The organism is Sphingopyxis sp. LK2115, assembly GCF_014595975.1.
GTDB lineage: Bacteria > Pseudomonadota > Alphaproteobacteria > Sphingomonadales > Sphingomonadaceae > Sphingopyxis.
Map to the genome: position 1 here is coordinate 16,196 of NZ_JABWGQ010000039.1, position 24,119 is coordinate 40,314.

16 protein-coding genes are annotated in these 24,119 nt (G+C 64.0%); 4 read left to right on the forward strand and 12 right to left on the reverse strand.

Annotated features, from left to right (window positions below; all coding sequences use genetic code 11):
* Window positions 1-95 precede the first annotated feature (95 nt).
* Window positions 96-2,384, forward strand: coding sequence for a TonB-dependent receptor (locus HUW43_RS06710; RefSeq protein ID WP_188236662.1), 2,289 nt, complete (start codon window positions 96-98; stop codon window positions 2,382-2,384).
* Between the two features lie 84 nt (window positions 2,385-2,468).
* Entirely contained in the window at window positions 2,469-3,401 is a 933-nt protein-coding gene (locus HUW43_RS06715) for a winged helix-turn-helix transcriptional regulator (RefSeq protein ID WP_188236663.1), read from the forward strand.
* Between the two features lie 56 nt (window positions 3,402-3,457).
* Here HUW43_RS06715 and HUW43_RS06720 read toward each other — a convergent pair whose 3' ends face one another.
* Entirely contained in the window at window positions 3,458-5,017 is a 1,560-nt protein-coding gene (locus tag HUW43_RS06720) for a sulfatase (RefSeq protein ID WP_317450835.1), read from the reverse strand.
* 10 nt (window positions 5,018-5,027) lie between these two features.
* On the reverse strand, window positions 5,028-7,346 hold the full coding sequence (gene bglX, locus HUW43_RS06725) for a beta-glucosidase BglX (protein ID WP_188236664.1): 2,319 nt from the start codon (window positions 7,344-7,346) through the stop codon (window positions 5,028-5,030).
* A gap of 245 nt (window positions 7,347-7,591) precedes the next feature.
* Here bglX and HUW43_RS06730 point away from each other — a divergent pair, with 245 nt between their 5' ends.
* Together HUW43_RS06730 and HUW43_RS06735 are read left to right on the forward strand one after the other, a co-directional pair.
* A complete protein-coding gene (locus HUW43_RS06730) occupies window positions 7,592-10,645 on the forward strand; it encodes a TonB-dependent receptor domain-containing protein (protein ID WP_188236665.1) in 3,054 nt (1,017 codons plus the stop codon).
* A gap of 69 nt (window positions 10,646-10,714) precedes the next feature.
* The gene (locus HUW43_RS06735) at window positions 10,715-12,232 is read left to right on the forward strand and encodes a glucoamylase family protein (protein ID WP_188236666.1); all 1,518 of its coding nucleotides are present in this window, start codon (window positions 10,715-10,717) and stop codon (window positions 12,230-12,232) included.
* 6 nt (window positions 12,233-12,238) lie between these two features.
* Here the strand turns inward: HUW43_RS06735 and HUW43_RS06740 are convergent, their stop codons facing one another.
* The 10 genes from HUW43_RS06740 to HUW43_RS06785 form a co-directional block, all read right to left on the reverse strand.
* On the reverse strand, window positions 12,239-14,404 hold the full coding sequence (locus tag HUW43_RS06740) for a glycoside hydrolase family 2 protein (protein WP_188236667.1): 2,166 nt from the start codon (window positions 14,402-14,404) through the stop codon (window positions 12,239-12,241).
* Window positions 14,405-14,406: 2 nt separating this feature from the next.
* Entirely contained in the window at window positions 14,407-15,276 is an 870-nt protein-coding gene (locus HUW43_RS06745) for an endonuclease/exonuclease/phosphatase family protein (protein WP_188236668.1), read from the reverse strand.
* Entirely contained in the window at window positions 15,276-16,622 is a 1,347-nt protein-coding gene (locus tag HUW43_RS06750; protein ID WP_188236669.1) for a GH1 family beta-glucosidase, read from the reverse strand. Before HUW43_RS06750 ends, HUW43_RS06745 begins: the two co-directional genes overlap by 1 nt.
* Window positions 16,619-17,374 (reverse strand): PHB depolymerase family esterase, encoded by a 756-nt coding sequence (locus HUW43_RS06755; RefSeq protein ID WP_188236670.1) that lies wholly within the window; start codon window positions 17,372-17,374, stop codon window positions 16,619-16,621. Before HUW43_RS06755 ends, HUW43_RS06750 begins: the two co-directional genes overlap by 4 nt.
* A 23-nt stretch (window positions 17,375-17,397) precedes the next feature.
* Window positions 17,398-18,213, reverse strand: coding sequence for a carbohydrate ABC transporter permease (locus HUW43_RS06760; protein ID WP_188236671.1), 816 nt, complete (start codon window positions 18,211-18,213; stop codon window positions 17,398-17,400).
* Complete coding sequence (locus tag HUW43_RS06765) at window positions 18,210-19,106, reverse strand: sugar ABC transporter permease (protein ID WP_317450836.1); 897 nt, start codon at window positions 19,104-19,106, stop codon at window positions 18,210-18,212. The genes HUW43_RS06760 and HUW43_RS06765 overlap by 4 nt, the downstream gene beginning before the upstream one ends.
* A complete protein-coding gene (locus tag HUW43_RS06770) occupies window positions 19,103-20,350 on the reverse strand; it encodes an extracellular solute-binding protein (RefSeq protein WP_223181348.1) in 1,248 nt (415 codons plus the stop codon). Before HUW43_RS06770 ends, HUW43_RS06765 begins: the two co-directional genes overlap by 4 nt.
* A gap of 37 nt (window positions 20,351-20,387) precedes the next feature.
* A complete protein-coding gene (locus tag HUW43_RS06775; protein WP_223181349.1) occupies window positions 20,388-21,416 on the reverse strand; it encodes a LacI family DNA-binding transcriptional regulator in 1,029 nt (342 codons plus the stop codon).
* Between the two features lie 112 nt (window positions 21,417-21,528).
* Window positions 21,529-22,617, reverse strand: coding sequence for an ABC transporter ATP-binding protein (locus tag HUW43_RS06780; protein WP_188236674.1), 1,089 nt, complete (start codon window positions 22,615-22,617; stop codon window positions 21,529-21,531).
* Between the two features lie 26 nt (window positions 22,618-22,643).
* On the reverse strand, window positions 22,644-24,014 hold the full coding sequence (locus HUW43_RS06785) for an MFS transporter (protein WP_223181350.1): 1,371 nt from the start codon (window positions 24,012-24,014) through the stop codon (window positions 22,644-22,646).
* Window positions 24,015-24,119 lie beyond the last annotated feature (105 nt).

Below are 24,119 nucleotides of genomic sequence, written 5' to 3' on the forward strand. Positions count from 1 at the left end.
ATCTTACTTGCATAACGATACTTAAATCCAGTATGAGTCGCAAGGTCAGAATATGTCGCGGAGCCAACCCGACGGTCTTGGGAGGGAGAGTGTCTATGAAAACGCATCTGGTGGCGCTGTGTGCCGCATCCGCGCTTGTCAGCCCTGCCGCTGTTTTTGCCCAGCAGGCGCCCGCTGCCGACGATCAGGGCGGGCTAGAGGAAATCATCGTCACCGCGCAAAAGCGGGCGGAAGGTCTGTCGGATGTGCCGATCTCGATCTCGGCGGTCAGCGGCAAGCAGGTCGAAAATTACGGACAGACCAACCTTGAACAAATCTCCTCGTCGGTCCCGAACCTGAAAATCACCCAGACCGCGATCGCCAACCGCATCGCGATCCGCGGTATCGCGTCGGGCGACAACAAGGGGTTTGAACAGTCGGTCGCGATGTTCGTCGACGGCGTCTATTACGGGCGCGACCAGCTGTCGCGCCTGCCGCTCGTCGACATGGAGCGCGTCGAGGTGCTGCGCGGGCCGCAACCGACCTTGTTTGGCAAGAATGCGATCGCGGGGGCGGTCAACATCACGACACGCAGCCCGACCGACGCGCTCGAAGGCTGGGTGAGCGGTCTGTATGAGTTCAACCACAAGGAATTGCAGCTGACCGGCGTGCTTTCGGGGCCGTTGAGTGACGGGGTCGAGGCGCGCGTCGTCGGCTATCACCGTTCGATGGACGGTTATTTCCATAACCAAAAGCTCGACCGCGACGAGCCCAACGTCGATGAATATTATGTCCGCGGCAAGTTAGAGTTTGACAAGGGCGGGCCGTTCGCCGCCGAACTGAAACTCGAATATGCCGATTTCGAGATGAAGGGCCAGCCACGCGATGTGTTCGGCGCGGTCGGCAATTACAACGCCGTGTTCCAGGGTCCCTTCTTTGTCAGCACCGATCCCGATTTTGTCCGCGAGGACAATGGGTATGAAAGCAGGAACAAGGTGTTCGGCGCGACATTGAACGCCGATCTCGAACTGGGCGATCACACGCTGACATCGGTTTCGTCGCTGCTCGATTACAAGACGCGCGAGATTGTCGACGTCGATTTTTCGGGCATCAGCTTCCTCGACGGCACCAATTTGCGCGAGGATTATCGCCAGTTCAGCCAGGAACTGCGGCTGACCTCGCCGGGCGCCGAAGCGTTCAACTATATCGCCGGTGTCTATTACCAGCACGCGAAACTCGACGTGCAGGATTTCACCCTGTTCAATCCGACCTTCCTTGCGCTCGGGGCACCGTTCAACGCGCTGGGCGACACCAGCAACGATCGCGACTACACACAGAAATCGGACCTGATCTCGGCCTTTGCGCAAGGCGAACTGTCGGTAACCGACCAGTTGCGCATCACCGCAGGCGCGCGGTTCAACCATGAAAAGAAGAGCGGCAGCCGCAGGCTGGCGATCGTGCAGGGACCGCTCAGCACCGCGCCCGGGCCGGTTGTTGCGGCGGTGTTCCGCGCGCTCAATATCGAGGCGCACAGCATTTCGGGCAAGATCAGCGAAGACAGCTTCAACCCCATGGTCAACGTCCAATATGACGCGACCGACGATCTGATGCTCTATGCCTCCTATGCCAGGGGCACGAAGGCGGGCGGCTTTGATATCAGGTCGAACTCGCTCCCGACCTCAACGACCGTCGCGCGGCCGGGAGCCTTCATCTTCGAAGACGAAAGCGCCGACAATTTCGAGGCGGGACTGAAATACAAGGGGCGCAGTGTCGCGTTCAACGTCTCTTTCTATCGCACCGATTACAAGGATCTTCAGGTCAATATCTTCGACGGCACGCTGAACTTCAACGTCCGCAACGCCGCCGAAGCGCGCACGCAAGGCGTCGAAGCCGATTTCCGCGCCGCGCTCGCGCCCGGACTGACGATCAGCGGCGCGGTCGCCTATCTCGACTTCAAATTCACCAACTTCACCGACGGCCAATGCTATTATCTCCAGACGCCGGGACCGAACGGTTTTTGCGACTATTCGGGGCAGCGCAACGCATTGAGCCCTGAATGGTCGGGCAATCTGAACGTCGATTATACGACGCCAGTGACGAGCGACATCAAGATTGCACTCAATGTCAACGCCGACTTTTCGTCATCCTATATTGCCGCGGTAAACCTTGACCCGCGCACGCATCAGGACGGTTATGTAAAGCTCGGCGCGCGGCTGGCGCTGGCCGAGGTCGACGATCGCTGGGAGGTCGCGCTGATCGGTCGCAACTTGACCAATCAGCGGATATTGCAGACCGCAAGCTCGATGCCGCTGGCGACGACGATTACCAGGGGCGCGGGCAATGCCTATAATGGCATTGTCGACCGTCCGCGCACGATCGCGGTGCAGCTGACCGGGCGGTTTTGAGCTTATCGTTTCAATTCGGGGCCTCCCTGTCCTAATGAGTCATCCCGGCCTTCGCCGGGGTGACCGATTCAGCGAGGGCAGCCATTGAAACATGACCGCACCATCAGGGCCTGCTCGATCTGGCGTGCGCTCGATGTCGTCGGCGACGTGCCGGTGCTGCTGCTGATGGAACAGGCCTTCCTCGGCACCCATGGCTTTGACGAATTCACCCGTCGCACGGGCCTTGCGCGCTCGGTGGTCAATGGACGATTGAAGAAGCTTGTCGAAGAGGATTGCCTTGCGAAAGTGCCCAAAAAGGGTGGGCGCGGCTTCCACTATGTCCTGACCCAAAAGGGCCGCGACCAGTTTCCCAACGCTTTGATGATGCTGCGCTGGCAGCATAAATGGGAAGCCGACAGCCGGGACTTCCAGGTCCAGCTTCACCATGCCAGCTGCGGCCACGCCACCGAGCCGGTTCCGGTATGCGCGCACTGCCGCGCGGAGATCGATCCGCGTGATGTCGACTGGCGCGAAGGGCCAGGGCTGGCGCAGGTCGTCCCCCATTACGAGCGCCGCCGCTTCAACGGCGCGGTCGTTGCGCGGCGTCCCGGCGGGCGGCCGCTGGTCGATACGATGATCGAGCTGTTCGGCGACCGCTGGGCAACGCTTGTCGTCCGCGCGATGTTCACACGCATCAACCGCTTCGACGATATTCAGCGCGATACGCTGATGGCGACGAACATCCTGACGGGTCGCCTCGATCGCCTGGTGCGACAGGGGATATTGAAAACCGTTCGCTATTCGAGCCACGCCGACCGCGTCGAATACCGGCTGACGGCCAAGGGACGCGATCTTTATCCCGTATTGCTCGCGCTTCTGCAATGGGGCGATCGCTGGTTCGCCGACGAGCGCGGACCACCGTTGCTGCTGACGCATCGCCCGTGCGGCCATGACCTGCATATGGTTGCCGCGTGCAGCCATTGCGGCGATGAACTGCAATTGTCCAACAGCCGCTTCACGATCGACGCGGCGAACTGATCGGCCGGCGCGGACGCGGCCTTCGTCGCGGCCCTGCCTCCGTGCCCCCATGGCGGTCAGCGCATCGCGGGACCGCTGGTGTCGCCATATTCGCGGCGGAGTTCGACGAGCCGCTTTTTCATCGCGGCAATCGGCGCCGCCATCGTCGGGTCGTCGATCCGATTGTTCATCTCGTTCGGGTCGGCCTTCAAATCGTAAAACTCCCACGCATCCAGGTCCTGGCCATAGAAGCGCACGAGCTTGTAGCGTTCGCCGCGCACGCCGTAATGCGCGCGGACCGCGTGAAATCCCGGAAACTCATAATAATGATAATAGACGTCCTTGCGCCAATCGCGCGGCGTGCGCCCGGTCAGCAGCGGCGTCATCGAGCGGCCCTGGATCGTTTCCGCCCCCTTTACCCCGGCAAAGTCGAGGAAAGTTGGTGCATAATCGATATTCTGGATCGGCGCCGCAATACGCGTGCCGGGGCGGATATGCCCCGGATACTGGATCAGGAAAGGCGTGCGCATCGATTCTTCATAGATGAACCGCTTGTCGAACCAGCCATGCTCGCCAAGGAAAAAGCCCTGGTCGGAGGTGTAGACGACCACCGTATTCTGATCGAGGCCGCTTTCCTCCAGATAATCGAGAAGCGCGCCGACGCCTTCGTCGACCGCGGCGATCGTCCCCAGATATTGCTGCATGTAACGCTGATATTTCCAGATGGCGAGGTCGCGGCCGGAAAGGTTGGCGGCGTTCATGCGGTCATTGTCCGCCTGCATCAGCGCGTCCCATTCGGCCTGCTGTGCGTGCGTCATCCGGTCGAAAGCGCCCGGCCAGCGATTGTAGCGAAGCTGCGCAGACCCCTTCGCGACGGTCATCTTGAGGTCGTGCCCTTCATACATGTCGCGGTAGATGTTCATTTCCTGCATCGCCGCGGCCTTGCGGCCCGCATAATCGTCGAAATAATTGGCGGGAAGGGGAAAGGTCACGCCCCGATATTTCTGCACATGGCGCAGCGCGGGCATGAAGTTGCGGTGCGGCGCCTTGTGGTGGATCAGGATCGCAAAGGGTTTCGACTTGTCGCGGCCATTCTTCAGCCAGTCGAGGCTGTATTGCGTGGTGAGGTCGGTCGCATAGCCCTCGACGATGCTGCGCCCCTTGGGGGTGATGATGTCGGGGTTATAATATTCGCCCTGATCGTCGAGCACCTTCCAGTCATCGAAGCCGATGCCTTCGGGCGAATAGTTGAGGTGCCATTTGCCGAACATCGCGGTGGCATAGCCCGCTTGCGACAATGCGCGCGGCCAGACCCAGACCCTGTTGTCGAACTGGTTGCCATTCTGCCGGAATCCGTGCGCATGGCTGTGCCGCCCGGTGAGCAAGGTCGCGCGGCTGGGACCGCAGAGCGAGTTGCCGACGAAGCTTTGGGTAAAGATCGCGCCATTTTTGGCGATCCGGTCGATGTTCGGGGTCGGCGCCAGTTTCGACAATTCCGAGCCATAGGCCGAAATCGCCTGATAGGCGTGATCGTCCGACATGATGAAGACGATGTTCGGCCGGGCAGGGGATTGCGCGCCCGCCGCGGCGACAAAGGCCAGCGGCAGCGCGAGCGCGAGCGATATGCGGATCGTCACCGCGCACGCCCTATTCGGTCAGCTCGAAGCTGGCTTCGGAGCCTTCGGCTGACGAAGGGCCGATCCATAATTTGAACGCGCCGGGCTCGCTGCCCCAACTCATATCCTGGCGCGTGAAGGCAAGGTCGGCGTCGGTCAGTGTGAAACGGACCGTGCGTTTCTCGCCCTTCTTCAGGCTGATCTTCTGAAAACCCTTCAACTCCTTGACGGGGCGCGTCACCGATCCGACGAGGTCGCGGACGTAAAGCTGCACCACTTCCTCGCCATCGCGGGCACCGCTGTTGGTAATGGTGACGCTCGCGGTCAGCGGTTCGCCGGGTCGGATCTTTGCCTTGTCGAGCGTGACGGGCGAGTAAGTGAAGCTGGTGTAGCTGAGACCATAGCCAAAGGGATAAAGCGGCGTGTTGGGCGTGTTGAGGTAACGCGAGACATATTTGGCGCCCGGTGCGCCAAGCTCGATCGGGCGGCCGGTGTTCTTCATGTCGTAATGGATCGGCACCTGCCCGACATTGCGCGGAAAGGTCACCGGCAGCTTTCCCGACGGGTTGTATCGTCCGTAAAGCACATCGGCGACCGCATGCCCGCCCATCGTGCCCGGATACCAGGCCTGGACGATCGCATCGACGTGGCTGTCGGCCCATTCGATGCTGTTCGGCCGCCCGCTCATCAGCACCAGGATGATCGGCTTGCCCGTTTTTTCGAGCTCTTCGAGCAGCGCCTGTTGATTGCCGGGCAGGTCGAGCGAGGTGCGGCTCGCGGCTTCGCCGGTCATATTCCAATGTTCGCCCATTGCCGCGATGATAACGTCGGACCTGGCGGCGAGCGCGAGCGCTTCGGCAAAGCCGTCGGTCTTGCCGGCATCGTCGAAATGATAGCTTGCGCCCCTGGCATAGCCGATCGTCGTTCCGGTGGGCGCCCCGGCCTGTAACCCTTCGAGCAAGGTTACCGGCCGCGTCCGCCGGTCGCCCGCGGCCGACCAGCTGCCGATCATATCTTCCTTGCTGTTGGCGAGCGGCCCGATCACCGCGATGGACTTTGCGGTGGCGGCCAGCGGCAGGACATTATCCCTGTTTTTCAGAAGGACGATCGACTTGCGCGCGACGTCGCGGGCGGCCGCGAGGAACTCGGGCTTGTAGATTGTCGCCTTTTCGCGCGCCTCGTCGGAATAGCGATAGGGGTCATCGAACAGGCCGAGGCGATATTTCATTTCGAGGATCGCCCTGACCGCCGCGTCGATGCGCGCGGTATCGACCTTGCCCTCGGCGACCGAACGGCCAAGATTTTCCATGAAAACCGCGCCCTGCATGTCCATATCGACCCCGGCATGGATCGCCTGTTCGCCCGCCTGTTTCAAATCCCTGGCATAGCCGTGCGGCACCATTTCGTTGATCGACGTGTAATCGGTTACGACAAATCCCTTGAACCCCCATTGCTTGCGCAGCACGTCGGTCAGCAGATAGCGGCTGCCCGATGCGGGGACGCCATCATATTCGTTGAAGGCGGTCATAAAGGTAGCCGCACCCGCCTCGGCGGCGGCCTTGAAGGGCGGCAGATAGACGTCGCGCATCGTGCGCTCTGAAATATCGACGGTGTGATAGTCGCGCCCGGCCTGCGCCGCGCCATAGGCGGCAAAGTGCTTGGCGGTGGCGAGGATCGTGTCGGGACGCGACAGGTCGCTCCCCTGATAACCGCGCACACGCGCTTTTGCGATCTGGCTGCCCAGATAGACATCCTCGCCGGCGCCTTCCGAAATGCGGCCCCAGCGCGGGTCGCGCGCAATGTCCACCATCGGCGAGAACGTCCAGTGAATACCCTCCGCCGATGCCTCGATTGCCGAGATTCGCGCCGCTTTTTCGATCGCGGCCAAATCCCAGCTTGCCGCTTCGCCAAGCGAGATGGGGAAGATGGTGCGGTGGCCGTGGATGACGTCATAGCCGAAGAGCAGCGGGATTTTGAGCCGCGTCCCCTCGACGGCGAGCGCCTGCAGCTCGCGCGTATATCTGGCGGTATAGGCGTTGAAGATCGCCCCGACCCGCCCGGCGCGAATATCCTCCTTGTAACTGTCGCGCATCGTCGGACCGGTCGATTCCCAGTTGCTCGTGAGCAGCGTGAGCTGGCCGATCTTTTCGTCGAGCGTCATCTTCGCCATCAGATCGGCGATGAAGCGGTCCATCACGGGATCGGCGCGCTGCCAGCTCGCCGCATCGACCGGCGCCTTGTCGCTGGCGGTCGCCGCGGGGGCGGCCGCCAGCGGCGCAGGGGCCAGCGAACCGGCCATCAGCAGCGTGGCGAGCGTGGCGCTTGTCAGATTGCGCGAAATCGGCGGCATGATTCGTCCTTCCCAGTCTATCGGCTTTATAGATTCTCACGCGGATTGGCCAAAAACGGCCAAAAACCGGCTGGTCCCCGATTTCGTCATCCTGTGTCGCTTCCCCCTATACAGTGATCGTGAAACCGGTTACAAATCAAAAAAACGACGACAGGAGTTTCCCGCGATTCGTCGCGGTCCGGTGGCAAGGCCGGGCGGCGCACAAGGCGAAGGCGGGAAGGGTCGGGGCAAAAAGGGAGGATGCTGTGACGTTTTCGCATGATGTTCGGAATAAGGTTGCGCGCCGGTCGCGGGCGCGCTCGCTCGCCGCCGCGCTGGCGTGGAGCAGTGCTGCCGCCGCCATGGCGGTCGCGGTCACCGCGCCCGCCCACGCACAGGTGTCGAACGCGTCGCTGCGCGGCACGGTCAAGGCCGAAGGCGGCGTGACGCAAGTGACCGCGATCAATGTGGAAACCGGCCTGACGCGCAGCGTCGCCGTCGGCGAAAACGGCAGCTATAACATCGCCTCGCTTCCCGTCGGCACCTATCGCCTCGAACTCACCACGCCGGGCGGTGTGCGCCGGACCGATGAATTCACGCTGTCGGTCGGGCAGAGCGCGGTGCTCGACTTCGATTTCTCGCAGCCCGACATCGCCTCGGCCGACGATGGCGCGATCATCGTCACCGGCACGCGTCTCCGCTCGATGGAAGGCGGCGAGGTCGGCACCAACATCAGCCAGCGCCAGATCGAGGTGCTGCCGCAGAACAATCGCAACTTCCTGGCCTTTGCCGACCTTGCCCCCGGTGTGCAATTCGTGACCGGCGGCAACGACCAGTCGCGCCTGCAGGGCGGCGCGCAGAACAGCAGCACCGTGAACGTCTTCATCGACGGCGTCGGGCAAAAGGATTTCGTGCTCAAGAACGGCATTTCGGGCCAGGATTCGACGCAGGGCAACCCGTTCCCGCAGCTCGCGGTCGGGGAATATCGCGTTATTTCATCGAACTACAAGGCCGAGTTCGATCAGGTAAGCTCGGTCGCGATCACCGCGGTGACGCGGTCGGGGACCAACGAGTTCCATGGCGAAGCCTTTGTCGACTATACCGATCAGAGCCTGCGTGATCGTCGCCCCAACGAACTCACCGGCATCAAGGTCAAGACCAAGGATTTTCAGTTCGGCGGTGCGCTGGGCGGCCCCATCATCAAGGACATGCTGCATTTCTTCGTGACCTACGAAGGTAAGCGCCAGGAAAATCCGCGCGACATCACGCCCGGCTTCAACCTGCCGGTGTCCTATTTTCCGGCGGAGTATCAGGGCGTTTTCGGCCCGACAAACGCGACCTTCAACGAGGATCTTTATTTCGGCAAGCTGAGCTTTCAGCCGACATCGAGCGATCTGATCGAATTGTCGGGACGACACCGGCGCGAGAGCGGCGAGTTTCTGAGCAGCGGGATCAACGCGCGCGACACGATCAGTGCGCAGAAGGTGATCGAATATCGCGGCACGGCGCGCTGGGAACACACCGCCGACAACTGGATCAACGACCTGAAGCTCACCTATGAAGATGTGCGCTGGGCGCCGACGCCGGTCGTCTTCGGCAATGGCAGCCTGTTCGCCTATGCGGCGCCGAATGCAAGCAATCCCGCGGTCATCGATCGTGCCGACATTCTGCGCATCGGGGGCAGCGCCAACTATCAGGACAAGGGGCAAAAGGGCTGGGCCATCCAGAACGACTTTACCTGGACGGGATTTGAGGGGCACACGATCAAGTTCGGCGTAAAGTCGAAATGGGTCGAGCTGAACACGCTCCAGCTCAACAATTTCAATCCTGTTTATACCTATAATACCGCTTTCAATCCGAACGGTGGCAGCTTCAACGACGATATTCCCTATCGCCTCCAGTTCGGTGCGCAAACCGGCAACGGCAACCCGATCGTCAGCTCGGATAACTGGCAGTTCGGCATTTATCTTCAGGACGATTGGGAGGTGACGGACCGGTTGACGCTCAATCTTGGCGTGCGCTGGGATTATGAACGGACGCCGTCCTATCTCGACTTCGTCCACCCCGCCGATGCGGTGAACGCCGTTTCGCCCGCTAATTATCCCAATCTGATCAACGCCGATTACGACATCAACGATTTCATCTCCACAGGGTCGGAGCGCAAGGCGTTCAAGGGCGCCTGGCAGCCCCGGATCGGTTTCAGCTATGAACTCGACGAAGAGGCGCGTTTCGTGCTTTTCGGCGGGTTCGGCCGCTCTTATGACCGCAACCAGTTCGATTTCCTGCAGCAGGAAATCAGCGTCGGTTCGTTCACGACCCGCACCTTCAACTTCAACACGGGCGATCCCTATAACAGCTGCGCGCCGGGGCCGACCTGCGTTACCTGGGATCCCATCTATCTGACCGAGGCCGGCCGACAGCAATTGCTGGCGCAGGCCGGGCCGGGCGGCGGGCGCGAGCTGCGTTTCATCACCAACAAGCTGAAAGTTCCCTATTCGGACCAGTTCAGCCTGGGACTGCGCGCCCGCGTGACGCCGCTTTTCGAGGCCGAAGTCGGTTACAGCCATGTCGAGAGCAAGGACGGATTTGCCTATCTGCTCGGCAACCGGCGCCCCGACGGCAGCTTCTTTCCGCCGGCGCCCGCCGCGCCCAGTTCGCCCTTCGGCTTTGCGCCGCCGGGTTTCGGGTCGATCATCATCGGCACCAACGGGCTCGAAACGCGCGCCGACACGGGCTATCTCAAGCTGGTGAAAAACTACACGGCGGCATCGCCGTGGAGCCTGGCGGCGACCTATACCTATACCGAAGCCGAGGAAAACCGGAACTTTGGCGAGGTATTCAGCCTCGATTTCCCGTCGGTCGAAGATTATAATTTTGCGCGGTCGGCCGGGGTGCGCAAGCACCGCTTCGTCGCCGCGGGTTCGGTGGATCTGCCGATCGGGGTCACGTTGTCGGGCAAGTTCACCCTTGCGTCGCCGCCCTATCTCAAGGCGTTCGTGAATACCGGGGGGGTCAATCCATCGCGCACCGTCATTTCGAACGAGGCGAAGGGTAATGGCGACCGCTGGGGCCTGCGCCAGTTCGACCTTGCGATCATCAAATATATTCCGTTCCGCTTTATCAGCGACGAATCGCGGCTGCGCCTGCGGCTCGACATCATCAACCTGTTCAATGACCGCAACTATGTGGATTATAACAATAATCCGGCAGACAACACGCGCACGCCGTCCAGCCCCACCATCTATCGCGAGATTTCGGGGATCGGCGTTGGCGGCAATCCGCCGCGTACGGTAAAGGTCTCGGCCGGTTTCTCTTTCTGACCGGCTGACAGCGGCGCCCGGCCTGCACCCCCTCCCGCCGGCCGGGCGTCATCTTTTGTGGAGTATCCCATGTCTTTGCGTATCGGGGCGTCGCTCCTGCCCCTCGTGGCGCTGATCGCCGCTTGCACCGCGACCCCTGCGCCGTCCGCCTTGGGCGCATCCACCCCCCAGGCGCTCGCGCCGATGAGCGAGGCGGCTTTTTCGGAAGATCTGACCCGGCGGACCTTTCGCTATTTCTGGGATACCACCGACACCAGGCGCTGCCTCGCGCCCGATCGCTGGCCGAGCAATCCCTTTTCGTCGATCGCGGCGACCGGCTTTGCGCTCACGGCCTTTGGCATCGGCGCCGAGCGCGGCTATGTCACGCGCGAGGCCGCGGCCGAGCGCACGCGCGACTGCCTGCGCTTCTACTGGACCGCGCCGCAAGGCCCCGCCGTCACCGGCATGACGGGGCACAAGGGGTTTTTCTATCATTTCCTGAACAATGAGGACGGCACGCGGCGCGGAAAGACTGAACTGTCGACGGTCGACACGTCGCTGCTGCTCGGCGGCGTGCTGTTCGCGCAAAGCTATTATGATCGTGATACGCCGGTCGAGGCCGAGATCCGCGACCTTGCGGAAAAGATCTACGGCCGCGTCGACTGGACCTTCGTTCAGCGTGAGCGGAGCCGGATTCCATCGGCCAATGGCGGCGGACAGAAAGCGATCGCGATGGGCTGGTATCCCGAACGCGGCGAAGGCGGCGATTTCGGGACGCACGACTGGGTCGGTTATAATGAGGGGATGCTCGTCTATATCCTTGCATTGGGATCGCCGACGCACCCCGTCGGCAAGGATGCGTGGGACAAGGGCTGGGCCGCCGATCTCGAAAAGGACTGGGGCAGCTATTACGGGCAGGAGCACCTCCAGTTCGAGCCGTTGTTCGGGCATCAGTACAGCCATGTCTGGGTCGATTTCCGCGGCATTCGCGATGCGTTCATGCGCGGCAAGAATATCGACTATTTCGAGAACAGCCGCCGCGCCACGCTGGCGCAGCGCGCCTATGGCGCCGACAATCCGAACAACTGGACGGGCTATAGCGCCGACATCTGGGGGTGGACCGCTTCGGACGGCCCCGGCTATTCAAAGGGGCAATATCGCGTCAACGGCATCCCGCGCGACTTCAACGGCTATATGGCGCGCGGCGTCAGCGCGATCCGCGTCGTCGACGACGGCACGATCGTCCCGACCGCGGCGGGCGGCTCGATCCCCTTCGCGCCCGAAGTGACGATTCCGGCGCTGATGGCGATGCGGACCGAGTTCGGGCCGCGCCTGTACGCGCGCTATGGCTTCAAGGATGCGATCAATCCCAGTTTCACCTTCACCGATTTCGGATCGAGGTCGGGCGAGGTCGACGCGCAAAAGGGCTGGGTCGCGCGTGACTATATCGGGATCGACCAGGGGCCGATCCTTGCGATGATGGAAAATCACCGCAGCGGGCTGGTGTGGAAGGTGATGCGCAGGAATCCGCACATCATTCGCGGCCTGAAACGCATCGGCTTCACCGGCGGCTGGCTCGATCAGGCGCAGGCCGAAAGGGGCGAATAGACCGGTTCAGGGCGGGTTGAGCGTCCAGCGCACCTCGTCCTCCACCATTCCGGATGCGAAAGTCGCGCGCGCGGTGACCACATTGTCGCCGGGGCGCAGCGTGACATTGTCCAGCGTGCAGATGCGATCGGCGCACGCGGCCTCGCCCAGCGGCGCGCCGTTGAGCGTCAAGGTCACGGCGGGGGCGTTGCTGTACACCCTGATCGTCGTGACGGGATCGGTTCGCACCGTCCAGCGGCGGCTGGTGACGTGAACGACGGGCTGCGCCGACCATTGGGCCTTGTAATAGAAAAAGGCATCCTTCCTGACCTTGCGGTCAAAGGTGACGAGGCCTTTGTCATTGATGTCGGTCGCGTCGCCCTCCTGCCGGATTTTCGATGAAAAATCGAACATGTTCCATATCCAGCTGGCCCAGATATAGGGGCGCGCGCGCAGTTGCGGCCAGCTTTGTTCGTGCAACCAGCTCTGAAACTCTTCCGGGTGCGGGCGGCCGCCGGCGTTGATCCGGTGGCTTGCGGCATCCTCGACATGCTGGCTGAGCGCGCCGCCCGCGCCATATTCGCTCACCGAGATCGGAACGGCCGGGTATCGGGCGTGGAGGGCGTCAAGGTGCGGGCCGAGGTCGCCGACCTTGCCGTAATACCAGCCAAAATAGCGGTTGTAGCCCATCAGGTCGGCTTCGCCGGTCAGCGGCGGCTGGTAATCGGGCTTGTTCGCCGGTGTCAGCTCGCAGCAGTCGGCGATCACCGTGGGGCGCGTGGGGTCTTCGGCCTTTGACAGCGCGTGAAGGTCGCGCAGCAGGGGCCGCGCATCGGCCTTTGGTCCCATGCGGCCGAACGCCATGTCCATATCGACTTCGTTGCCGATAGCCCAGGTAACGACCGAGGGATGGTTGTAATTCTGGCGGATCAGCTCGATCATCTGTTGGCGCGCATTGGCGATGAGTTCGGGCGACGCGGGCGCGTTCCCGTGGCTCGGCTTGTTGACAAAGGGCAGCTCGGCCCAAACGATCATGCCATGCCGGTCGGCGAGGTCGAACCAGTCGGCGGCATGCTGATAATGGGCAAAACGCACCGTGTTGGCACCCATTTCCGCGATGATCGCCATGTCGCGGGCATGATCCTCGGCCGACAAGGCCCAGCCCTTGCCCAGATAATCCTGATGCCGCGAAACGCCGTAGAGCGGCAGATGTTGTCCGTTGAGGTGAAAGCCGGTGGCGGGATCGATCCGAAAGGCGCGAAAGCCGACGGGGACGGTCACGCCGTCGAGCGTTCCGCCGGCGTCGACAATTCGCGTTTCGAGGCGATAAAGATAGGGATCGGCGCGACCATTCCAGCGACGTGGCGCCGCGACATCCAGCGTCAGCGCGGCGTCGCGCTGCCCGGCGGAGAGCGAGTGCGCGCGCTTGGCGATCGTTCGCCCCTCGGCATCGCGCAGCGTGGCGACAAGGCTTTGCCCGGCGGCGATATGGCTCAGCCGGATGCGGATCGCCACGCGGCCCGCGTCGTCCTTGATCGTCGGCGTCGCATAGACGCCCGGCCCGCCATGGTCGTCGAGCGCGATATGGCTTGGCGCGACGTGGAGCAGACGCACCGGGCGATAGGGGCCGCCGTGGATGAAGAAATCCCCGTCGAGCGGGATGACATGCTCTGTGCTGCTTCCAGGTTTCGGCGCGCTGTTGTCGGCGCGCAGCAGGATGAGGTTGGGGCCAGCGGGATCCAGAAGATCGGTGAGGTCGAAACGAAAGCGCGAGAAGGCACCGGCGTGGCGGCCGACATGGCGACCGTTGACCCACAGGTCGGCGAGGTTGCCGACCGCGTCGAACTCGATGATGTGGCGCTTGCCCGCGGGGAGTGCCGCGCCGTCGAGCCGCAGCCGGTACCAGCCCTTGCCCTGCCGGTTGTCGGTCGCAGCGGTGCGGCCGATGCGATATTCGCCGAGGCGGTTCCATGTGTGGGGCAGGGTGACGCTTTCCCAGGCATCGTCGGACAGTGCCGCCGCCCCTTCCGCGGTCAGATCATCGTCGAAGCGGAATTGCCAGCCGGTCGACAGCTCGGTCGCGGCGCGTGAAAACGCTTCGACCGGCATCGCCGCTGACGAGGTTGGCCGGGGCGCGAGTGTCGCGCAGCCGGGCAGCATCGCGGCGGCCAGAAGCAGCGGCCAGCGCCGCATCGTCAGCAATCCTCGCCGACGCACAGGTCGGCGAGCACCGGATAATGGTCCGACGGCAGCTTGCCGCCCGTCTGTTGCGTCAGTGTCGCGTGACGCAGCACTGCCGTGCCCTTGTTCACAAAGATATGGTCGATCGGGCTCGGATCATTTCTCTCGATCTTGAAGCCGGTGAAGGTGCCGAGCGGACCGAAATGCGGGGTGCGGCTGATCGCCAGCGTGTCGTGCAATGCGTCGGGGCCGGCGGCCGGATCGGTGATTGCCTTGTGCGGCGGGCTTTCAATCGGACTGTTGAAATCGCCCATGAGCACCACCGTTTCGCCGCGCCGGCGGTTCGCACCAATCCAGCGGCGGAGCTGCCGCGCGCTTTCAAGGCGCGCCTCTGTCCCGACATGATCGAAATGCGTATTCACGGCGAGCAGTGTCAGCCGCGAGCGTTTGTCCTTCAGCCGCGCCCAGCTCGCGATGCGAGGCAAGGCGGCGTCCCAGCCTTTGCTTGGGATGCCGGGCGTGGGCGACAGCCAGAAGGTGCCCGACGCGACGAGCGCAAACCGGTCATGGCGGAAACCGAGCGGCGAAAACTCGCCCTGTTCCCTGCCATCGTCGCGCGCGACGCCGACGAAGCGATAGCCGGGCAGGTCGGCCTCGACAGCCTGTTTCTGATGCAGCAGCACCTCCTGCATCCCGATGAGGTCGGGGGCATGATAGGCGATGAGCGCGGTGACCGCGCTCCGCCGGTGCGGCCAGGCGTTGTCGCCATCCGATGCCAGGTCAAGGCGGATGTTATAGGTCATCGCGCTGAACCGGTCGGCGCGCTCCCTTGCCGCCGCCGGAAGCGCGAGCGCAAAAGCGAGCAGCAGCGCCAGCCCGCGCATCAACCGAGATTCCCGCCGTTCGAGCGGATGACGCCCGAATAATAGCGCGCGCTGCGCTTGGGTGTGCGAACCTGCGTCTCGTAATCGACGTGAACGATGCCGAAGCGCTTGGAAAAGCCCAATGACCATTCGAGATTGTCGAGCAACGACCAGGCCATATAGCCGCGCACGTCGACGCCCTGGCGGATTGCGTCGCCGATCGCCGAAATATGCGTGCGCAGATAGTCGCAGCGCAGCGGATCGTCGATACCGTCGGGACCGGCCTTGGGCGGGTCGTAAAAGGCCGCGCCATTTTCGGTGATATAGACGGGGATGTCGCCATAGGTGTCGCGGAACCAGATGAGCGTATCGGTGAGCGCGGGCGGATGCACTTCCCAGTCGGTCGTCGTGTGCGTTGCATCCTGGCGGACGGGCGAGGCGCCGAGCGGCCATTGGTTCGGGTCGGCGCGGACGACGTTGCGGGTGTAGTAATTGATGCCGATGAAATCGACCGGCTGGCAGATGGCCTGCATATCCTCGGCAGGCCACTGGGGCCAGGCTTCGCCAAAGATTTCGGCGAGTTCGGCCGGGTAGCTGCCCTTCAGCGCAGGATCGAGATACTGGCGGTTCATATAAGCATGCGCGCGCGCTGTCGCCGCCATGTCCTCCGGGCTGTCGCTCGCCGGATATTTGGGTTCGATGTTGACGACGAGGCCGATTTCGTGCGCGCCCTCGCTGCGATAGGCCCGCACCGCCGCGCCGTGCGCCCGCATCAGATTGTGGCTGGCGATCGGCGCCTCGAACATGTTGCGATGGCCGGGCGCGAGCGCACCGTGGAGATAGCCGCCGTCGGTGATCACCCAGGGTTCGTTCAGCGTCACCCATTTCTTCACGCGCCCGTCGAGGCGGCGGTACATGATCGCGGCATAGTCGGCGAACCAGTCGGCGCTGTCGCGGTTGAGCCAGCCGCCGCGGTCATCGAGCGCCGCAGGCAGATCCCAATGGTGGAGCGTCAGCAGCGGTTCGATGTCATGCTTGAGCAGTTCGTCGACCAGCCGCTCGTAGAAATCGAGCCCCGGTTCGTTCACGCGTCCGGTGCCCTGGGGCAATATGCGGCCCCAATTGACGCTGAAGCGATAGGCCTGAAGCCCCAGTTCCTTCATCAGCACAACGTCGGCGGGCATCCGGTTATAATGGTCGCACGCGATGTCACCGGTGTCGCCCTTCGCCGCCATCAGCCGCGGATCGTGGCTGAAACGCTGCCAGATGCTTGGCCCCGCGCCATCGGCGAGCGGCGATCCTTCGATCTGATAGGCGGCGGTGGCGGCGCCCCACAGGAAATCGTCGGGGAAGATGGTCTGCGTCATTCTTTGTCCTTGTTCGTGATCGTCGGAGAGGGGAGCGCATGTTCGAGCAGCCAGGCGTAAAGCGCCGGGTCGTCATAAGCGGGATCCCAGGCATTGTGGCCGAGGTCGGGATAGATGGTCAGCCGCACCTTGCGCCCGCCGCAGGCACGGATCGCGCGCGCCATGGCGAAGCTGCCTTCGGGGGTCACGACATCGTCGCGGTCGCCGTGAAAGGCCCAGACGGGGAGGTCCATCAACCGGCACGCCTCGCCGGGATTGCCGCGCCCCGCAACGGGAGCGACCGCGGCAAAGCGGAGCGGTTCGGCGATCGCCCAGCGCCAGCTCGCATGGCCGCCGCGGCTGAGCCCCGTCAGGTAAATCCGCGCGGGATCGACGCGATAGGTCGCGGCGATATGATCGACCAGGCGGTCGAGCCTGGCAATGTCCCAGTCCTGGCCGGCGCCCAGCAGCGGCGAAACGGTCAGGAAAGGAAAGTCTGCGTCGCGGTCGGCGATCTTTGGCGGACCATGGACCTTGACCTTTGCCACATCGTCGCCGCGCTCGCCCGACCCGTGAAGGAAGATCAGCAGGGGATAACGCTTCGTCCTGTCGGCCAGATAGCCCCGCGGCACGAACAGCTGGTATGGATAATTGTCCGACGCGATCGGCGGCTGGGGTGTCTGGCCCTCGACGACCGGCGGGGCTTTCGTCCTTGCGGCAGCGGGAGAAGCGGCGAGCGCTAGGCCGAGCAAGGCCGCGATCCAGTAAGTCATGCGTCTTTCCTTGGTTGCACGGGTCATCCCTTCACGCTCCCGGTCGTGAGGCCGCTCAGATAGAAGCGCTGAAGGGCAAGAAAGAGGACGAGCACGGGCAGGGTGGTGACGACGGCGCCGGCCATCATCAGCTCATTGTCCTGCACATGCTCGCGGCTCATCGCCGCCAGCGCGACGGGGAGGGTGTAAAGGTCCTGGTCGGCGAGGATGATCAGCGGCCACATGAAATCGTTCCAGCTGCCGAGGAACACGAACAGCGCGAGCGTGACGATGATCGGGGAGAGGAGCGGCAGCACGATGCGCCGCAGGATTTGCGCCTCGCTCGCGCCGTCGATGCGCGCCGCTTCGAGCATTTCGTCGGGGATCGTCAGGCAATATTGGCGGACAAGGAAGATGCCGAAAATGCCCGCGAGCCACGGCACCAGCGCGCCGGCATAGCTGTTGACCAGCCCCATCGCCTTGAGCTCGAGGAAAAGTGGCAGCATCCCGATCTGGCCCGGCACGACAAGCGCGGCGACGAGCAGGCGAAAGGTTGCGTCGCGTCCCCTGAAGCGCAGCTTGGCGAAGGCATAGCCCGCCGGGATGGTGAAGAAGAGCGCGAGCAGCGTCGCGAGCGTCGAGACGAGCAGGCTGTTGATGAGGAAATGCCCAATGCCGAAGGAGCCGAACAAGGCGCGGTAATTGTCGAGCGTCGGATCGCCGGGAAGCAGCGGCGGCGGGAATTGCGCCGCCTCGCCGCGCGCCATGAAGCTGACCGACAACATCCAGAGCAGCGGCGCGATGGTGAACAGCGCGACCAGCGCCGCGAGCAGCGTGACGGTCCAGCGGCGAAGGCTCATATCGCGCCGCTCCGTCGGGCCAGCCGCAATTGCACCAGCGTCACCGCCAGGATGCAGAGGAACAGCAGGAAGGCGACCGCCGCTCCCGATCCCAGGTTCCACCATTTGAACCCTTCCTCATACATGAAATAGAGGATCGTCACCGTCGACTGCGCGGGGCCACCCTGCGTCATCACATAGGGTTCGGCGAAGAGCTGGAACATCGCCGCGACGGTCAGCACCGACACGAGCAGCACCGTCGGCGCGATCGCCGGCAGGGTGACGTGGCGAAGCCGGGTGAACCATCCCGCGCCGTCGATCCGCGCTGCTTCGTCGAGTTCGCGCGGCACCGTCTGAAGCGCGGCGAGGAAGATGATCATGCTATAGCCAAAGGTCTTCCAGCCGACGAAAATCAGGATCGCGGGCAGCGATGCGGTCGGGCTGCCCAGCCAGTCGACCGGCGCGATCCCGACCAGCGAGAGCAGATAGTTGACGAGACCATAGCGCGTGTGGAGCAGATAGCGCCACACAACCGCCGTCGCCACCAGCGTCGTCACATAAGGCGCGAACAAGGCAACCCGCCACACCGGGCGCCATTTGAGCCAGCGCGAATTGATGAGCAGCGCGGCAAAGAGCGACAGCGCGACGATAAAGGGGGTGCCGATCGCAACGAACAGCAAGCTGTTCGTCATCGCTTTCCAGAACAGCGGATTGGCGACCAGTCTTTCGTAATTCTGGAAACCGACGAAGCGCAGATTGTCGAGGTCGGCGAGCGCGTAGATGTCGAAATCGGTGAAGCTGAGGAATAGCGATCCGATCGCCGGGACGACGAAAAAGGCCAGGATCGCGGCGAGCGCCGGCGCGCTCATCGCCCATCCGGCGCGCGCCTCGCCGGGGCGGCCCACGCCGGTCACAGCGCGCGCCCCCTGTCGAGCATCCAGCGCCTCTTTTCGAGGAGGCGGTCGGCGCGGCGGTCGATTTCGCGCGCGGCGGCATCGACGCCAAACTCGCCGCGCACCATGCGTTCGGCGACCACCTGCATTTCGGTGACGATGCGCTCCCATTCGGGCACTTTGGGCAGCGCGGTCGCGCGGTCGAGCTGCGTGGCGAAGGGGGCGACGATGGGGTCGCTTGCAAGCCCCGCCGCGCGCCAAACCGAACGCCGCGCCGGAAGATTGCCGGTCAGCCGGTGAAGTTCAAGCTGGGCGTTCGGCGCAAGCAGGCGCGCGACGATATCCCACGCGGCGGTGCTGTCCGCGTGATTGGCGAAAACGACCAGGCTCGACCCGCCGGGCGCGGCCGAACCAATGCCGCCGGGGCCGGGGTTGGGGGCCGTGCCCCATTTGCCCTGCATATCGGGCGCAAGGCGGCTTTTCATGTCGCCGATCGTCCACGGGCCCGACGTAAAGATGCTGAAATAGCCCTTCGCAAACTCGTTCCAGATGTTCGAAATCTGTGCTGCCGTGGCGAGGGGCGCGAGTTTTTCGTCGAACAGCGATTTGTAGAAGGCGAGCGCAGCCTTGAACTCGGGGTCCGAAAAGGCGCCGCGCGCGTCCTTGTCGCGCAGCAGCCGCGCGCCCGCCGACAGCGCGATGGTCAGCAGCTGCTCGAACTCGTTGAGCGGCAGCAGCACCGCGTAATTGCCGGGACCGGCAAGTGCCTTGACGCGGTGCAGCGCCTGCTTCCATTCGGCCCATGCGAGCGGCGGCGCAGCATAGCCCGCGCGCGCGAACATGTCCTTGCGATAAAATTGCAGTCGCGTGTCGACATACCAGGGCACGGCCCAGGCGGTCCCCGCGATCCGATTGGTTTCGACGACCGCGGCGAACTGATCGTCGAGCAGCGCGGCGGCCGGGGCGGGCAGGGGGACGATCGCGCCGATAGCCGCCATTTCGGCGATCCAGCTGTTGCCGACCTGGCCGATTGCGGGCAGTGATCCGCCCGCGAATCCGGTGAGCAATTTTTCGTGCGCCGCGCTCCACGGCAGCGGCTGCACCTCGACCCGCGGGAGGCTCGCCGGAAGTGCAAGCCTGTCGAGGAGGACAGGCAGAATCGTCCCCTCATTGCCCATCGCCCAGATGGTCAGCGCATCAGCGCGCCGTGCGCCGCAGCCGCCGAGCATCGGCAGCAGCGGCAGCGCGGCGAGCGCGCCCGTCATCTGGCGTCGTGCTAATCGCATGAGGCGCCCGTGCGGATCACGGCTGCCCGCCACCCGCCACGCCGTCGGCGATCGGGCCGCCGGTCGTCCCCCGCACGATCAGTTCCGGCGTCAGGATCGTCGCATTCGCCGCGCCCAGCGTTTCACCGCGCAACATGCGCAGCAGCATCATCATCGCGGTCGATCCCAGCCGGTCGATATGCACCTGCATCGTCGAGAGCGACGGGTTGAGATGGCGCGCGAGCGGAATATCGTCGAATCCCGCGACCATGATGTCGCCCGGCACCGATTTGCCCGCTTCGGCGAGGGCCGCGATCAGCCCGACCGCCATCTGGTCGTTGGCGGCGAACACCGCGTCGGCGGGCAACTGGCCCTGCACCAGCAGCCGCGCCGCCTGGGCGCCGCTTTCCTCGGAAAAATCGCCCGGCAGGATGGCGGGCGTGCGAACACCGCCGATTTTCGCCATGGCATCGGTGAAACCGCGCTGACGGTCGCGCGCGTCGCGATTATGCTTGGGACCGGCGATATGGACGACCTGCTTCGCGCCGCGCGCCAACAGCGCCTCGGTCATCCGATAGGCGCCCTGATAATTGTCGACGGCGACAAAGGGCAGGTCAAGCGGCCCGGCGTCATAGTTGAGCAGCACCGTCGGCAGCGCGGGGTCGAGATAGTCGGCGAGCAATTCGGGCTTGAGGTCGGGGGGCATCACGAGCAGCCCGTCGACGCGCCCGCGCATCGCCGCGATCGCGGCGGCGGTTTCGTGCGTGCTGCCGTGCATGTTGCCGAGCAGCAGGTGCATCCCCGATTCATGCGCGACGAGGTCGATGCCGCGGATGATTTCGGAGAAGAATTCGCCGAACAGGTCGGGCAGGATGACGCCGACGGTGTCGGTTTTGCGCCGCGTGAGGCTGCGCGCGCCGCTGTGCGGAACAAAGTTGAGCTTTTTGACCGCTGCCATCACCGCCGCGCGCGTCGGCGCGGTGACATTGCCGAGCCCGTTGATGGCGCGCGATGCCGTCGCGACCGAGACCCCGGCTTCGCGGGCGACGTCTCTTAAAGTGGCCATGCTGTGACCCCCCATTCGCTTGCCTTGCGCCACGCAGCGCCTGCGACTCGCGGGCGCCGCCCCGCGCGCATGACGGAAAGCTGTAAAGAGTAACCGGTTACAACGTCCAAGATCAAGGCCGTTCCCCCCGCGTTTCGATGGCCGCGCCCGACGGATCGAAAAGGTGGAGATGTTCGGTCGGCAGACGCACCGGAGCGCTCGAACCTTCGCGGAGGCTGCCGTCGTCGCGAAGCTGGCACGCGATGGGACCGCCGCCCGCCGCGCTTTGTAAATGCACCGTCGCAAGGCCGCCGAGACGCTCGATGAAATCGATCGTGAACGCCAGCGCGTCGGGAGCGTCGCCGATCCGGACATGTTCGGGCCGAATGCCGACCGACAGCGACGTCCCCGCTGCCAGCGGCGCCGCAAGCGCGGGAAGGGCGAGGCGGCGTCCGTCGGCGAGCGCGGCGCGCCCGTCGTCCGCCATCGTCGCGGGCAGGATGTTCATCCGCGGCGTCCCCAGAAACTGGGCGACGAAGATATTGGCCGGGCGCTCGTAAAGCATCCGCGGGCTGCCGATTTGTTCGATCCGCCCGTCGCGCAGCACGACGATGCGGTCGGCCAGCGTCATCGCCTCGACCTGGTCGTGGGTGACGTATAGCGTCGTCGTGCCGAGCTGGCGATGCAGCCTGGCGAATTCGTAGCGCATCCGCACGCGCAGGTCGGCGTCAAGGTTCGAAAGCGGCTCGTCGAACAGGAAAATCTGCGGCTGGCGGACGATCGCGCGGCCGATCGCGACGCGCTGCCGCTGCCCGCCCGACAGGGCCGCGGGCTTGCGGTCGAGCAATGCTTCGATATTCAGGATTTGCGCGGCGCGCTGCACCTGCTGTGCGATTTCGGCCTTGTCGACTTTTGCGATCCGCAGCCCGAAAGCCATATTTTCGCGGACGCTGAGGTGCGGATAGAGCGCATAGGATTGAAACACCATCGCGATGCCGCGCTCTGACGGGGCAAGGCGGGTCACGTCGCGATCGCCGATAATGATCCGCCCGCCGTCAAGCTCCTCGAGCCCCGCGACCGCGCGCAACAGCGTCGACTTGCCGCATCCCGACGGGCCAACGATCACCGTGAACTCGCCGTCGGCGACCGCGATCGACACGCCCTTCAGCACCTCGATGGAACCGAAGCACTTGCGTGCGGTTTCGATCGTCAGTCCCGCCATGCCGCCGCCCCTGCCCGCGTCGCCGTTCAGTGGACTGTCGCGCCGGCGCTTGCCTGGCGCGGGGGTGTTCGCGCCGCGGCGAGTGCGAAGACGCAGAGTGCGGCATAGCATATCGCGGGCAGCAGGACTGCCGTGCCATAATCGGTCGCTTCCGACAGATTCCCGACGAGCCAGGGGACGATCGCACCGCCGATGATCGCGGTGCAGAGCAGCCCCGATGTCGCCTCGGCGCGCGCGGTCGATCGTTCCAGCGTCAGCGAGAAGATCACCGGGAACATCACCGAGTTGAACAGGCCGATCCCCAGCGCGACAAAACCCGCGCCGACCCCGCCGACGAGCACGACATAAAGGCACATAAGGAACGCCGCGGCGGTAAAGACAAGCAGCAGCTTTGCCGCCGACACGCGCGCGAGCAACAGCGATCCGATCGCGCGCCCGACCATCGCGCCGCCCCAATAGAAGGCGACCGCCTTGCCAGCTTCCTGCAACGATACGCCGGGCACGCCGTCGCTGCCCATTGCAAAGCCGAGCAGCGGCACGCCAAAGGCCGCGTCGGACTGGCCCCAGATCGCGTCGCTGTTGAGGAACCATGCCATCTGCGTGCCGATCGCGACCTCGGCGCCGACATAGAGGAAGATCGCGAGCGCGCCAAGACAGGCCCAGCGCGACGCGAAGGCCTCGCCGACCAGTTCGCCCATGCCCGCGCGCGCGCCGACGGGGGCAGGCGGGACGGCGGCATCGACGATCCGGCGGCTGACCCAGAAAAATATGAGGAGCGCGAGGATCAGCCCGCAGATCCAGAAATAGGCGCTGTCGATGCCCGCGAGCGCCTGCGTGCGCGCGGCGTCGGTCACGACGCTGCCGTCCTTTACCTCGACGCCTTCGAGGAACAGGTGCGCGCCGACCAGCGGCCCCAGGAAGGTGCCGAAGCTGTTGAAGGTCTGGCTGAAGGTGAGGCGGAAATGGCTGCGCCGCGGATCGCCGAGCGCGGTTGCGAGCGGGTTCGCCGCGACCTGAAGGATCGTGATGCCGGCGGCGAGCATGAACAACCCCGCGAGCACGAGCGGATAGACGGCGAGGTTTGCGGCGGCAAGCATCACGAGGCAGCCCGCAACCATCGTCGCCAGCGCGGTCAGGATCGAGGGCACCGAATGGAAGCGCGCGATCAGCGCGGCCGCTGGAAAGGACATCACGCCATAGGCAATGAAAAAGGCAAAGGCCGACAGTTGCGCTTCGGCATCGCTGAGCGTGAAGATGCCCTTCACCGCCGCGACGAGCGGGTCGATCAGCGAGGTGATGAAGCCCCAGGCAAAGAAGAGGACGGTCACCGCCGCAAAGGCCGCCATCGCGGTCGATCGCCCGCCGGGCCGGGCGGGCGCCTGGTTCGGAACGTCCATGCAGATATCCTCTTCACCCAAACTATGTTATGACATGGGTCTAACGGGGCGCCGGAGCCAATGCAACCGGTTACATCCGCCTTCCCGAAACGCCTGTCACAAAGC

Bases quoted from the DNA above. Each gene is read 5' to 3' on its own strand.
- HUW43_RS06710 (WP_188236662.1), top strand. From the start codon at position 96: ATGAAAACGCATCTGGTGGCGCTGTGTGCCGCATCCGCGCTTGTCAGC.
- bglX (WP_188236664.1), bottom strand. From the start codon at position 7,346: ATGCCGCCGATTTCGCGCAATCTGACAAGCGCCACGCTCGCCACGCTG.
- HUW43_RS06735 (WP_188236666.1), top strand. From the start codon at position 10,715: ATGTCTTTGCGTATCGGGGCGTCGCTCCTGCCCCTCGTGGCGCTGATC.
- HUW43_RS06740 (WP_188236667.1), bottom strand. From the start codon at position 14,404: ATGCGGCGCTGGCCGCTGCTTCTGGCCGCCGCGATGCTGCCCGGCTGC.
- HUW43_RS06745 (WP_188236668.1), bottom strand. From the start codon at position 15,276: ATGCGCGGGCTGGCGCTGCTGCTCGCTTTTGCGCTCGCGCTTCCGGCG.
- HUW43_RS06750 (WP_188236669.1), bottom strand. From the start codon at position 16,622: ATGACGCAGACCATCTTCCCCGACGATTTCCTGTGGGGCGCCGCCACC.
- HUW43_RS06755 (WP_188236670.1), bottom strand. From the start codon at position 17,374: ATGACTTACTGGATCGCGGCCTTGCTCGGCCTAGCGCTCGCCGCTTCT.
- HUW43_RS06760 (WP_188236671.1), bottom strand. From the start codon at position 18,213: ATGAGCCTTCGCCGCTGGACCGTCACGCTGCTCGCGGCGCTGGTCGCG.
- HUW43_RS06770 (WP_223181348.1), bottom strand. From the start codon at position 20,350: ATGACGGGCGCGCTCGCCGCGCTGCCGCTGCTGCCGATGCTCGGCGGC.
- HUW43_RS06775 (WP_223181349.1), bottom strand. From the start codon at position 21,416: ATGGCCACTTTAAGAGACGTCGCCCGCGAAGCCGGGGTCTCGGTCGCG.
- HUW43_RS06780 (WP_188236674.1), bottom strand. From the start codon at position 22,617: ATGGCGGGACTGACGATCGAAACCGCACGCAAGTGCTTCGGTTCCATC.
- HUW43_RS06785 (WP_223181350.1), bottom strand. From the start codon at position 24,014: ATGGACGTTCCGAACCAGGCGCCCGCCCGGCCCGGCGGGCGATCGACC.